The following is a 14,249-nucleotide window of genomic DNA, read 5'->3' as shown; positions in this document are numbered from 1 at the left end:
CATGCAAGAGTAAAAAAAGACGCTCGTATCGGTTGCGAACAATAGATAAAAGTACAATTTTGAAAGCAATTCACAACTATTTGTGATTCCTTAAATATTCCCATAGTGTTGCGAACAATAGATAAAAGTACAATTTTGAAAGCAATTCACAACTTCACTTTTTTACGAGCTGCAGCCATAACGTTGCGAACAATAAATAAAAGTACAATTTTGAAAGCAATTCACAACAGTTTTGGAATAAAACCATATATGTTTTGGGTATGTATCTTTATTGTCACGATGACCTTAAAACATTCATTGTGTACCCTTTCGTATAGCATTTTGTTAATAAGAGTTGATGTCCGGTTTGAAAGTTGTAGGAGTTAGTAGCTCTTATAGTCCCTCAACTTTCCAGTTTGTTGTACCTTTTCTATTTTTCACCACAAGTAAATCTTATCCCCTCAAAACCCATTGTCCTAATGTTACCATCAATAAACCGAAGAGCAATATTTACTGTCTTACTTGAAAAGCTATAGGTGGTATATAAATCAAACTCTTTTTGTTTGATATAAAGTAATTTATGAAATTTTAGGGCGTCATTTAAAAAGATTTGTATATTTGTATTGAAAGGATCTCATAGCAATCTAATCAATTCTGATGAGGCAATCAGTTCTAAAAAAGGCGTGTAACTCATGCCTTTTTTATTCTATTATTCCTCTACTTAACTCTCGTAGTCAATTTTCTGTCTTTACAATATACACTTTAATCGGATTTTCATATATATTTTTAAATTCTGTTGAATATTTAAATAATGGTCAACCTAGCAAAAAAAGCCTTATCCAATACAGCATATCACACCTTCGCCAACTGTTTCAATCTACCCTGATAAGACTGCAAATAATTCCGTTTGGTAGTGTCATTCAAAAAAGAAGCGGCTACCATTTTTTCAACCAAATCAGATTTAGAGAGCATCAGTTCCATTATGACTTGAAAATTCTTTTCACTAATTCCGGCTAGCTCCGCTAATTTGGCAAATTGCAAACCTATTTTACCTTGAGCCAAATTTTTAGGCAATAAACCATCGTTCAAGGCAAAATCTTTATCTTCTATATGAATACGACTATTGAGCAAGTCATAAGCCGGACTCAAACGATAGTCGCCCATCGACGTTTCAAGAACAGAAAAATTTTTAAAATGAGCGTCTCCATTCGAAAAAAGATAATTAAACACCAATAATTTCAATAGCTTGGGAGCTTCTATTTTATAAGTGGGTAAATGCCTTTGCATCAACTCAAACAGTTCTAAATAATTACCTAAATATTTGTAATCAGCACCATGTGTTTGCGGTGTTCGCTGTGCCAAAGAAGCAAAATCTTCTTGAGCCAATTTTGAACCATCGCTTTGCACATCAAATCGTTTAGTGATATAAGCTGGTGTACCATCTTGGAAAAAAATCATGGCGTTTTCTGCTGTTTCTATACCATACAATTGACGGGCTATTTGCATGGTTAAATGTTCATTGGCAGGCATTTGATCGGGTTTCTTTCCGGCACTGGGAATAGGTTTCAAGATATAGGTACCTTGCTCATTTTCAGCTATGAGTCGTAGTTTGTTTTTTTCAAGCAGCACAGAAAATTTTTCTTGAACACCGGATATCGACATTTGTCTACGGTTTTCCTCAAACAAGGCAGCTGTTTCGGCATTAGAAGCAGGAGAAACATAAGGCAAAATAGGATGCACTTTTTTGCCTTTAAACACTCTGTTCAAAGCAGTTTGGCTATAGGTGTTAAACCCGCTGGCTAATGTGCCTGGGCAATGGGTAAAGGTCAATAAATCGGTATCGGTTGCAATGTCTTTTGCTTTCATAAATAGCGATTATACGTTATACTTCCTGTACTGTTTCAATAACGCGTACGGCTCCTATGCTGTCATTCTTGGCTGTGGTAAGCAACAAACCAAAATAGTCGTTACGGTCAATTCTATTTAATTTGCAAACAACCTGCTTGTTAGAACCTTCGGGGAGTAAATTATAAAAAAAAGGAAAAAGATAGGGTGATTGATACTCCTGCTGTACTTTAGGTAAGCCCAAACTAATAGCAGGTTTATTCTCGTTGGCAAACCAGGCATCGTCATAACGAAAGCTAAACGAACCATCATCATGCTGAATTAAAATTCCAGCGGCTTCATTTTTAAATAGTATTTTAGCACTTCTCATGTACCAATCGTTTTAACTTTTAAGCAAACTTCCATACCTAACACGTCGGCTACCTTTTGCAAGGTCAACAGCGTTGGGTTTCCTTTTCCGCTCTCCAGCTGTTTCAAGGTCCGCAAGCCAACGCCAGATAGTTCCGCCAAAGTCTCTTGGGTCACTTGCAAAACTTCCCTACGTTCTTTGATGGTTTGTATGATTTCCATAAAGTGCATTATATAGCATTATTTAATACAAATATAAAACTATTTTTCTATTTAACAATAAAAAGAGCATTAAAAAGCACTATTAGGCATTTTAAGAGACTACAATCAAAGTAATGGTGATAAAAAGTGCCGTAAAAAGCACTTTTAAGAAAAAAAACTGCTTTAGTCCAAATTGGTAAAAAGTTCCAAAAATTCAAATCTATTCCACAATGTTCACAAACTATATTTGTTCACGTTGCCGTGAACAGTAAATAAAAGTGAACATTCTATTATTTTTGACATATCCCATTTGCGTAACACTACACAATCAGTAGTAGATAGCAAACAAAATAAAGTGCTTAAACAAAATTTCATTACTACACAAAAATACCTCGCCATACGCATTCACATCGTCTCCCTTTACTTCTTCTCCTGTCCGATGGCGGATGGAGAGAGATTTAAGGTAAGATTAAAAAAACCACTATAAAACGTAAATGTTCTACAAAACTCTCACCGTCTAGTCTCCCCCTCTTTTGGAGGGGGCCGGGGGGAGGAAATCAAAGCCTACCAACCCACTTCCCAATTTCAAACAACATTGCTTCAAAATCAGGTTGTCCTTTATAATACAATGGAGCAGTTGCTTTATAACGTTCAATAAACCGAGTTCTGATTGCCGCATTACACAATAAAAAAGCTTCACTTTCAGCAATCGGTAAATCAAAATCCACCGTTGGAAATCGTTCCCTTTTATGGGCAAAATACGCTTCCGTTCCAATAAATGCTTGAACCTCCTCATTTTTCAACAAACTATAAATGTCATAATACTGACGCATCAAATTTTGACGCTCTTCCTTATTTTCTTGTTCTTGTCTAAATTTGGTAGCTACGGTCTGCAATTTTTCCACAAAAGTAAAACCGGGATGATAGCAAGCAATAGAGAGTGCTCTGTTATCAAGTATCGCTACACCAGTCTTAATAGCTTTTTCATAAGCCCACGAAGAAATGTCCTTAATTGTATTAGGTGTCACCTGATCAAAGCCGGCTTCAAGAAGTATTCCGTCTTTTATTCCGTCTTTAGCTTCAGTATGCGATTGATAATGCAATCGTACACCGCCACTACGATACGATTTCGTATCATCAAAATCCGTATCTCGGGTTGCCGAAACAATTCCATTTATTTTTATGCTGTCGGCAAGCCAATCATAGAACTTTTTTCTTGCTTCAATATTTCTAGGCTTGTTGTTCTTCGGGTTTTCATTTATCCCAAATATAGCGGGAGGTTTAATGTGTATATCAATATCTTCCGAAAAGCGGTCGATAATGTGATAACCTTTGGAAAGTGATGTACCGCCTTTGAGCTCAAAATCAAAGTTAAGTTGCTTCAAGCCATACAAAACATGCATAATCCAATAATCTTTTTCAACTAGTATAGGCTCAATACGCAATTCATTACCTACAATACGCAAAAGGGCAGCAAAATCCGGATGGTTGTGCAAATAATCAGCCATATCAACTACTCAAAATAGGTTCCAAAATCCGTTTGGCTTTACTACTCCCATAATCAAGTAGCACTTTTTTCAACTTTTTTTGATCCATTGTTTTGGCTCTAAAGCGAACGTTAGAAACCACTTCTTTGGGGTCTTCGGCAAGTTGCTCCAAATTGTTCAATAAGTCAACCAACAAAAACTCTTTAGTAACTTTAGTCGGAAAATGGGGCTTCACTCTAAACGAAAAGGTTTTCCCTCCCAAATCAAAATCACCATGACGTTTATGATTGTAAACAATTTTTTGGTTATACAGTTGTGTGGTGCCAACACCAAGAGCATTATAGGCATTAAACGAAGTAAGCAAAAAACGAGAGTCCTTCAAAAACGAACGCACCAAAACATCTTCCTCGGGAGGTGCTTCGCCAAAAGCAGTAACCTCCGGATAAAAGTAAAGACCATGCGAAAGTTTTTGCAGTGTACCCTCACTCACCAGTTCATCAAGGTGACGGTCAACAGATTTAGACCACCTAGACAAATCTGCCCGGCGGTAAACCCTACCCCTACGTAAATGCTTTTTTAATTCCTGCAACTTGTTCATAACACAAAGGTATAAAATAAAAAACAATTGCATGAATTTTCAATTAAAATTTATGCAATAAACCTAGACAACTTAATTTTATTAGGTATATATACATCTCTCTATCAATAAATTTCCACGCCCTTCACATCCACAACGTCTCCCCCTCCTTCGGAGGGGGCCGGGGGGAGGATAAAATCGACACATCAACTTCCTCCTCCCCTTCCAACTATCATTCCGCCACCTATATTTATTCTTATAAATAAAATTCCTAACAATAGCACCAACAACTACAACAATTACCGCCAAACCAATAACCTCCCACCATTCCATAATTAAATTTTAAAATTTCGCTCAAAATAGAAACCAAAATTTTATTCCACTATGCAATTCCAAAATTTAACTATGCAAAAACAAATGTATAATTAATCAGTTTTAGACATAAAAAAAAAGATGCATTATGCATCTTTCTTTATTTTCTATTTTAATTTCTTTCTAATTATTTACTTTAACGGAAAAATATATTTGATTCATTTTTCCATTTTTTTCTAGATTTGTAACTTTAATTTCAACCTCTTCTTCTTTTACTTTATGAAAAAAAAGATTATGACCTTTTTTAACATAACCTATTAAATCTTTTCCTTTTAAAATTTTAACTGCATTCTTGTCAAACTGATTTTTAGGCTCTAATTCAAAACGTAATTTATCGCCTATTTTTACACAATCTGGCGATAAATCTAAATGAGATAAAGCAGCAATACTCGATATAAAATTTATTCCTATTCCGTTATGTCTTTTTGGATATTCTGCAAGAAATTCAAAAGTATCCGTTGCCAGTTCTCCTTGTGTGAATCCTAATTCGTCAAACCAGTCTAATCCTTCTCCATTAGCATTCCAAAAAGACAAGTAATCATTTCTGTCTGCTCTTGTTTTAGGCATCAACCTTAATGTAAGAGCTGTTTTCAAATTGGTACTGTATTCTTTATTAAAATCTGGAAAATCTGGATAGTTCAAAAAACCAATTTTTTGAGCTTCTTTAACTTGATCATTTATATATTTAAACACAATATCATCACCTGATGAATTTTCTCTTGAAAAAATACCAACTAGATATCGACCATCTCCTTTTCCCGGTCGCCAACTCAAATAGATTTTTTTTAATAACACCTTATAGAACTAGTAATCATTTCGTATATGAATAATAATTTATCCATTCTCTTAATTGTTGAACTAAAAAATGAACTGTAGTACTTGGATTGGCCTCAATTGGATTTTTTCCTTTCTGATTCTCAAGCAATAACTCTGCTCTACTAATAGCAAGATCAACATTACCAATTTCAAATACAATATCTATAGTTTTCTTTTGGGGGTGTGCGTGAACATACACATAAGATTCATATTTTTTAGTTTTTCTAATCTGTTCCTGTAGCATTTTGTATACTGCTTTTCGGGGCAGAGCTACATTTTTATTTACTTTAGTAAAATGGAGCAAAAGCCACAATTCAAAAACCTCATTACTGTAGGCTATCTCAAATTTTTCATCTGCTGCAATTGTAAATGCATCCTCAAAATTTTTAACTTTCGTTTGGTTTTCATCTGCATCATCTTTGTCAAAAACAACCCAAACTTTGTCAACCTCCCTTTTTGATTCAAAAGCTAATTTATTACGCTCATCAATTGCACTCAAAACAACTCCTTTTGGGTCTCTACCAACTCCAACTGACCTTAAATAAATACTTTCTTCCGGTATTTGAACTTTAAAATATTCAAAATAACTTGGTTCTGTCTTTTGATCCTCACAAACGATTAAGAATAAATATTTATATTTTTTTAATCGTTCAGGTCTTACTTCAGATTCCGCTAATACTGGTTTATCAATCTTACCTCTTTTTGCCATCAACTTTTAAATTTAAAGAGTTAAAATTAGCAAGTATAGGAATAGCACCATAACGTCCCTCAAAATATCGCTTCTCTTTATCAGTATCTGGCCTCTCTTTTCTTAAATTGTTTGTTTTATCAAGGTAGACAAAATCAGACAAGGAATAGATTTCAGTTGATTCCCATTTATTTTTCTCAGAAAAATAAATTTGGTCGCGTCGTAACTTTGAATAAGATAGCAAGTTAGTATCATGCGTTGCAAATATCAGCTGAGCATTATTAGTATTCGTTTCCTTATTCAAAAACAAATTGATTGTCTCTAATGTCATTATAGGATGTAACTTGGCTTCAATTTCATCAATAATTAAAACTCCTCCGTTTACTAAAGCCCATAATATGGGACCACTTAAATGAAAAGCCTTATTTGTTCCGGCTGATTCCCTATCTTCCAATTTCCAAGAAATAGTATCTTTTGTTTCATTCCCCGTGGAAGAATAAAGTTTGTGTTTTGTGTAAACGGTAAAACTTTTTTTCCCGCTTAACTGTTTTATAAGCTTATTTCTAGCATTTTCATTTAATGTATCAGGTAACTCTGAAGAATCGAAGTCTTTGGTCGAAATATCAATCCCAACCAATCCAAGACCCAAGTTCATCATATAATTATTAATTTTTTCTTGATATTCTTTGTTTTCCCATAAACTTACTGTTGTAATAGTTTCTGTATTGAGACCATCAATCATATGGAAATTCTTAAACCACTGAAAAATAATTTTAGCCTCTTCAATATTAAACATGTCACAGGTAGAAAGAAATAAAGCATTGGGTTTAGTAGCTTCAATCGCAGCATCTATAATCTTTGCATTTCCTTTCAATGCAGATGAAGGATCAATTATATCACCCTTTCTCAAAAACAAATCAACTTCTCTCCCAATAGCTTTTTTATACAACCATTCAGATACTATCACATCTTGAAAAAATTCGAGACCGTATCTATATTTAGTGGCATTTATAATAAAAGTTACCTCAAATTTTGTTGGCTTTTCGTCCCATCCTTTCCTCAAAAGAAATGGATCATAGGGCAAACGTGTAGTAGAAGAAGACCTAGCAGAAAGATGCACAAGTTTATCTAAAAGACTCATAGAAAGCAATAGATTACTCTTCCCACTAGCATTAGAACCATAGATTGCTATCGCATTCAAGGCTTTATGTTTTCCACTATCAATTACATTATCATTTGAGTCACTCTTTTTAGTGTCGGGAACAAGACTTAAAATTTGTTCCTCGCCAATAGATCGGTAGTTCGACACTCTAAATTCAATCAACATATTGCTTTTGGTTAAAATTTAAGCAAATATACATAAGTTCACAAACAAAACACATGCTTTATAAAATATTTAGCTAATAAACGTAAATGAAAGCGTATTGATCCTTTAACTTACGATGCTTGCTTCCCTAATGCTTACAGCCTTATTTAATTCATTGGTTTAATGAAAATCAAAAAATTCGTTGTATTATTGCATTACATTACTCATTTAAGTACATCTTTTTTACTGCTAAAAACTCTTTGATAACTTCATCATAATAATCACCTAGTAGCTTGAATTCAGACATCAAAATTGATTGATATTGGTTGATCAAATGATTTGGCATTCCATAAAAGGTATTTCTAAATATTTCTGAAGCATATCTATTTTTATCATTTATTGTAATAGAATTAATGAGATATAAATGCTTTAAAAATTGTATGCAAGAAATAATAATGTTTGGATTATTATTAATTGTGAATTGCAAATTTTCTAATAGAAGTGTATAACAATTATCTCTACCTGTTATAAAATCAAAAAACTCATTTTTTAAAGTTTCAAAATTTATATTAAGTCCTAAATAATTTGATTTTAGTAAGAATCTATAAAATTCAGTATTACATTTTTCTGGATAAAAAGTAAGAAGATATTTTTCAGGATTTAAAAGATTGTTATATAGGCCCGAACTATGATTGAAAAGAAAAATAGAACTATCACTACTTATTAACCTGTGATTCTCTCTAATCGAAAGATACATTGAATCAATAATTAATTTCATAAAACTACTTTCAAATTTCTTTCCTTCTTTAGGTAGTTTTAATATAGTTTCTAATTTTTCTTCAACCAAATCAATCTCACAATTTGTATTTATCCATTCTAACAATGATTGTAAAAATTCAATTCTTTTATTTTGATAATTTTCCGGTGTCTCATATTTTCTTACTCCATCTAAACTAATGTTTATACTAAAAGGAGAATGAGGTGAGTTTATTTCTTCTGATATATTTGCTTCAACTTCTGCTTTAATATTATATGGTATAATAAATCTATGATTAAACTCAAAATTTAATTCTTTTTGTAGAAAGTAAAAAAGCAATAATGTGCTAAAATCTAAAGCAAATTTTTGATCTACAATACTAATGTTTATATTTTTTGTGACCTTGTTAGGCAGGGTTGTAAACCTTTTTCCAATTAAGCTTGTTAAATGTAAATACGCATCAATTGAATTTTCTCTGAAAACACTAGTTACAATTTCGGAAAATCCAATTTTATAATTGTAATAGTCATTAAAAAGTTTATTTGTTCTAATTTTTTCTTCCGTTCCACTTGCTCCAAATTGTTCAATTAAGAAATTTTCTAAATCTTTTATGTCGGGTGGAATGCTAAATGATTCAAAGCCTAATTCATTTATAGGATTTTGAGCTTCTTCTGATATTTCTCTAAATAAGTTTATTGCGTCGTTAAAAATTTCTAATATTTCAATGGTACTTAATTTTCCTGATAAAGAGGATTTATGACTAAATTTATCCCCAACTTTTTTACCTATAAAATCTTTTTGAATACCTTCTTTTTTAAGAATCTTAATTCTTTCAATTCTACCATCTATGTTATATCTAACCCAATGACCATAAGTAATTTCATTATACTTTTCAAGATATTCTTCAAAAAGCATTGAACCTCCAAAATAATTCTTTCTAGCGTTTGTATTGTTTGGATTCAAGGCTAAATTATACAAAATCTCGAACCCCTTTTTAGTATTGTTTTTATTTCTTAACAAAATGCCAGCAATATTAACACCACTTATCTCATCACTAAAGGTGGAGTTTATATTTAAAGAAACTTCTTTGATTTTATTGTAATCTTTTTTTCTTTCTAATAATGCTAAATAAAAAAATAAATACTTTTCGTTTTCAGGAAATTTATTATATAAAAACTCGTCAATTTCTTCAAGTTTATCCAAATCATTTATTTCAGTATATAAATTATGTTCAAACCCAAGAAGTTGTTCATCAACATAATTACTATTCAATCTCCAAAATTTCAATAAAATTAAAAGTTCTTTATACCTTCCTCTTTCATTTTCTTTTTTATTATGTAATTGCTTATGAATTATAATTATGTAAAGTCTTAAAGATTCAGAAACAATTGTCTTATCAACATATGTTTCCATAAATTTTAACGCTTCACTTGCTTTTCCTATAAAATCTAAATTATCAGCAATTAAATTTTTGCAGTTGTTGTCAAAAAGAGGATTGGATTTAATGCTAACAAGGACGGAGTATATTTCTTCCTTGTCAAAGTCTTCAATAAATCTTACTTCTATAATAACTTTAAATAGTAATTTTAAATCTTCAAAACTAAAAGATTTTTCTAAAACCTTTTCTAATAAAATTTTATAAGAGCTTTTTATTCCAATTTGCTTTTGAATATTAAAAAAAGCATTTATTATATTAAATACGTGTCTTTCATCTAATAATTCAATTGAATCTAAATATCTTGAATAAAGTGGTTCTATTTCATCATTTTTACCTAGAAAATGAAGTATTACTGATTTAAAAAGGTAGAATTCACTATTTAAATCACCATTTAACTTTTCATACTCTAATAAAACACTTAATGACTTTTGAAATTCTTTCTTATGATTTAATACTTGGCAACAAGTATTTGTGTAGAACCAATTGGGTTTTTCTAGTTCATCATAAATTTCAACAAGGTATTTATAGTTTTCATCATTATTTGTAGTTATGTAATTTAAATAATTTACATAATATTTTTGGTGCTTGGTTGTCTCTGAAATTTCTGTTTTTTCAAGTGCATTTACATATTTACTAATAAATTTTATTACAATATCTATTTCAGGAACATCTTTTATTATGAAGCTCTCTCCTGAAATATATCTAATAGGATAATCATTAAATATTTTATTAATCAGTAAGTCGATGGTAACAATCCATGCTTCTTTATTATTGTAATTTACTTCTTTATACTTTGTAAAATCAAAAACTAATTTAAACCCAAAGTCCTCAATATCTTCAAAGTAATTAAGTTTTACAGTTCTTAAAACATGATAAATAATGCTTAGCTGGAAATTGTAATCTTCTTTAACAATTTCGGGAATTGATAATAAAAACTCTTTTAAATTATTTGAAGTAACTGCTTTAATATACCAAGCTGTAATATTATACTCATCAGTAGCCAATAGATTTTCGCATATTCCAATTGCTTTAGGAATATCAGATAAATTTAAATATTCAACACAAACCCTGTTCTTAATTGTCGCATCATCATTATTCAAATTATATGCCTTAATAAAATCTTTAGCTGTGTCTTCTTTAGTAAATTCAGGTAATTCTTTTTTACAAAGTGCTTTTAAAAATAATATTTTACTCTTTGTTTTATTATCAATTTCTGCTTGACTATTTTGAATTCTACTCTCTAAACTATTTAATCTTTCTAGAGCTGTTCTGGGTTTAAATGATAAAATTTGTCCATTTATTTCATCTAATTGTTGTTTATATTCAGCTAGTAAAAATGATAATCCGTCAATAAAATTCGTTATATTATAAACATCACCAATGTGCGACTTTTGAGCATTGACAGTGCCATAATTTAAATTTTTATTTTCCATAATCATCGCCAATTCTAAAATTTCCGCTTATATTCACATTTCCTGTATTCACATTTTTACTGTGTGAAATATTATTTTCAATTTGAGGTAGGTTTTCTAAAAACTCCTTTAAATAATTTTCAAAGGTTGAATTATCTTCAATAGAATTTGTAATTATTGCTCTTGCATTGCTAATTTTTTCTTCATTGTCTGGTGATTCTTGTAGTTCTTTTAAAATCTTTTTAGGTTCATTTTCTTTGTAGAACAATGATTTTAACCAATTAAAAGCACCTTCTGAGATTTTTTCCCCTCCAGTTTCAAATGCTTTTTCTAAACCTTTTGTTGCTAATACACTTAAAAGAGTTGTAATTGCTGCTGTAGTAATTATAGGCATAATATTTCTTTGTTTAATTATTTTTAGTTAATATTTCTTCAAGTTCATCAATAGTCAAATGAGGATTCTCAATCATTAAGGAAATGATTTTATCCATACCATTTTTAATAATAAAATCCAATTGTGTTTGTATTTCTTTCTGTGTTTCAGGTTTATTAAATTCGGATAAGAATTCTTCATAAGTAGGCTTAACATTACTTTCAGGTAATAAACTAAGCATTATTTCATAATATTCATGATTAAAATCTTCCTTTAATTCTTTCAAATCACTTTCTAAAGAGCTTTGAATTTTGTATTCAATCTTTTCATAAGTACTTTTCGAAATCTGTTTTGCTGTTTCTCTTAAATGTTGTTCGATATTGTTTAATAATTTATCGAGAAAAGTTCTGCTTATTGAGTTATTAGAATGATTTTCTGTCTGACTAGATTTGAGAAAGGGAACAATATAATTAGTTCTAATAAAATCAAATTTCTTTCCGATTCCCTCTAATTCAAAATAACATATTGGGTCATATTGCTTTAATGATTCAATAGATTCTTCAAGTTCTTGAAAACAATTGTCGTTAAGTGTTCCCGATTTTAGGGTAATAAAAGGTAAATATTGTTTTGGAAAAATTAAAGTATTTGCTTTATCATCTTGAAAATAGAGTAATTCACTAAGTCTATTTAGGTAATGCCAACAATTGAGCATGTTAGACAAAACAATGTTTAATTCTTTTATTTTTTCAATATCTACTTCTACTTTTTTAGATTTATTACCAAAATAGAATCCTGCAATTAGTAATATTATAGGAGTAACTACTTTTTCAATTATTTCAAAAGTAAGATTATTTGAATCGTTCATTATCAATGCATATTTTACGATGAAACACAATATTACGATTTTATAACCTATTTAAGAAAGGAAGAAAAATTAAAATATTAACTAAATTATTGATTTTTAAAAATTTTCACATTTACTATACAACACCTCTAACACCCTAAACTTTTTTATAAATAAAAACATCAATATAACACAACTAATAAACATAATTAAATGTACTAATTCTATTACTCTCCCATATTTTTAATTCTGCAATTATCTATTTTTATTCTTCCACCTATCATTCCACCACCTATATTTATCCCTATAGATAAAATTCCGGATAATAGCACCAATAACTATAACGATAGCCATCCCAATTATTTCCCACCATTCCATAAATCTAAAATTAAAAAGTGGTTCAAAATATAAACCCAATTCTAATTCTAGTATGCATTTCCAAAATTTAACTATCCAAAAACAAACAATGCACTAACAAAAAAAGGATGCCAGCGGCATCCCTTTTTTTGTGTATTTGGATATGGAAAATATATTTTTACATTAGTTGCAAATTTAGATTGCAGTATAGTTTATTCTTGACATCTTACTTTATAATTCTTAAATAAGGAATTTTATTTTGTTTGAATAACTGCATTTCTTTTTCCGTTAATGGTTTCATTGACAAAACTTCATATGATTTTTCATTCTTGTTTCTAGTTTCTTTAAGTTTAATATGGATTTTAACTATATCAAAATTATAAGAACCCGACGGTAATACATCTGTAAATTTAAGATTTAAAACTTTAATAATTTTGTTTAAATGCCACATATTATATTTAGATGATTCCTTAATGTTTTCAACTTTTCCAACAAACCCATCAGCTAAACCTAACATTTGTGATAAAGCCATCTGACTTATGATAGGTTCTCTTTTTAAACGAATCTCTCTAATTTTCTCAATAATATTAAAGTCAATTTCAGCTATAACAATTTCTATTTCTTTTGCAGTTTTCATAACTGAAAGAAATTGAAAATTAAAAAAACACACACATCCATATAGGGATATTAAAAATAATTATATATATTTGAAAAATGAAATATCATTTGATATAAATCAAATGATTAATTAACTTTGCGATTCTTCATGTAAAAAATTGAAGCATTCGCTTTGAATCTCGTTATCAAAAACTGGTAATTTTTAGCACGCGAGATGATAAGTATGATGCTCACGTCCTATGGCGTGGGCTCTCTTATTCGTGTGCGGGTATACCAGTGCCTTGATAGCGTTTAAGTTGAGTTCCACGCTTTTTTTATGCCCCACAGGCACTCTCTTAATTCTTAGCACTGCTTTTTTTATCTTGAACGTTTCGCGTCACGTTCTTAGCAGCATTTTTAGTTAGTTAGATCTATGTCGCTCAACCTTGCCCCATCCACAAGCACGAGCGGCATAGTTCCCCTAACCCAAAAACCCATTTAACCTTTTAAACCATTAAACCCTTAAACAACACTTAACCTTTAAACAACTTTAAACAATTAAAACTATGTCAAACCCTAAAACCCCCTCGCCTATGAAATAAATCCCGCCCACATGTGCTTTGCGTCTTTGCGTCTCCACGAAAAACAAAAAAAGCAAAGCTTTTATAAAATCTCAGCCTCAGTGGCAAAAAAGAGCAAACGACACCAAACACCTTGCGTCTTTGCGTCTCCGCGAGAAACAAAAAAAGCAAAGTTTTTAAAAAACAGTGTTAATCCGAGCAACCTGTCCGCCGTGGTAGATTAGTGGCAAAAAGCTCAGTACCTCAGCACCTTTGTGCCTCAGTACCCCAA

General features: G+C 30.7%; 12 protein-coding genes. All 12 read right to left on the bottom strand.

The features are described 5' to 3' along the window. Positions 1-831: 831 nt before the first annotated feature. The 12 genes from V7M80_RS11980 to V7M80_RS11925 all read right to left on the bottom strand — a co-directional run bounded on the left by V7M80_RS11980 (position 832) and on the right by V7M80_RS11925 (position 13,437). Complete coding sequence (locus tag V7M80_RS11980) at positions 832-1,845, bottom strand: type II toxin-antitoxin system HipA family toxin (RefSeq protein ID WP_333696445.1); 1,014 nt, start codon at positions 1,843-1,845, stop codon at positions 832-834. 16 nt (positions 1,846-1,861) lie between these two features. Beyond that, the gene (locus tag V7M80_RS11975) at positions 1,862-2,194 is read right to left on the bottom strand and encodes a HipA N-terminal domain-containing protein (RefSeq protein ID WP_333696443.1); all 333 of its coding nucleotides are present in this window, start codon (positions 2,192-2,194) and stop codon (positions 1,862-1,864) included. Then, a complete protein-coding gene (locus tag V7M80_RS11970) occupies positions 2,191-2,394 on the bottom strand; it encodes a helix-turn-helix domain-containing protein (protein WP_333696441.1) in 204 nt (67 codons plus the stop codon). The genes V7M80_RS11975 and V7M80_RS11970 overlap by 4 nt, the downstream gene beginning before the upstream one ends. Before the next feature lie 536 nt (positions 2,395-2,930). Then, positions 2,931-3,881, bottom strand: a complete 951-nt coding sequence (locus V7M80_RS11965) for a nucleotidyl transferase AbiEii/AbiGii toxin family protein (protein WP_333696439.1) — start codon at positions 3,879-3,881, stop codon at positions 2,931-2,933. Position 3,882: 1 nt separating this feature from the next. Continuing rightward, positions 3,883-4,458 (bottom strand): hypothetical protein, encoded by a 576-nt coding sequence (locus V7M80_RS11960; RefSeq protein WP_333696437.1) that lies wholly within the window; start codon positions 4,456-4,458, stop codon positions 3,883-3,885. Between the two features lie 474 nt (positions 4,459-4,932). After that, positions 4,933-5,583: an HIRAN domain-containing protein gene (locus V7M80_RS11955; RefSeq protein WP_333696436.1), complete on the bottom strand. Its 651-nt coding sequence runs from the start codon at positions 5,581-5,583 to the stop codon at positions 4,933-4,935. 37 nt (positions 5,584-5,620) lie between these two features. Then, a complete protein-coding gene (locus tag V7M80_RS11950) occupies positions 5,621-6,334 on the bottom strand; it encodes an RloB family protein (protein WP_333696434.1) in 714 nt (237 codons plus the stop codon). After that, a complete protein-coding gene (locus V7M80_RS11945) occupies positions 6,318-7,640 on the bottom strand; it encodes an AAA family ATPase (RefSeq protein WP_333696432.1) in 1,323 nt (440 codons plus the stop codon). The genes V7M80_RS11950 and V7M80_RS11945 overlap by 17 nt, the downstream gene beginning before the upstream one ends. Positions 7,641-7,839: 199 nt before the next feature. After that, positions 7,840-11,247: a PIN domain-containing protein gene (locus tag V7M80_RS11940; RefSeq protein ID WP_333696431.1), complete on the bottom strand. Its 3,408-nt coding sequence runs from the start codon at positions 11,245-11,247 to the stop codon at positions 7,840-7,842. Then, the gene (locus tag V7M80_RS11935) at positions 11,237-11,620 is read right to left on the bottom strand and encodes a hypothetical protein (RefSeq protein WP_333696430.1); all 384 of its coding nucleotides are present in this window, start codon (positions 11,618-11,620) and stop codon (positions 11,237-11,239) included. Before V7M80_RS11935 ends, V7M80_RS11940 begins: the two co-directional genes overlap by 11 nt. Before the next feature lie 13 nt (positions 11,621-11,633). After that, positions 11,634-12,464 (bottom strand): hypothetical protein, encoded by an 831-nt coding sequence (locus tag V7M80_RS11930; RefSeq protein WP_333696429.1) that lies wholly within the window; start codon positions 12,462-12,464, stop codon positions 11,634-11,636. A 562-nt stretch (positions 12,465-13,026) separates the two neighbouring features. Continuing rightward, a complete protein-coding gene (locus V7M80_RS11925) occupies positions 13,027-13,437 on the bottom strand; it encodes a hypothetical protein (RefSeq protein ID WP_333696427.1) in 411 nt (136 codons plus the stop codon). Positions 13,438-14,249 lie beyond the last annotated feature (812 nt).

Source organism: Flavobacterium sp. (assembly GCF_036759525.1).
Taxonomy (GTDB): domain Bacteria; phylum Bacteroidota; class Bacteroidia; order Flavobacteriales; family Flavobacteriaceae; genus Flavobacterium.
Note: the sequence above shows the minus strand (reverse complement) of the source record. Positions and strands in the feature narration are given on the sequence as shown.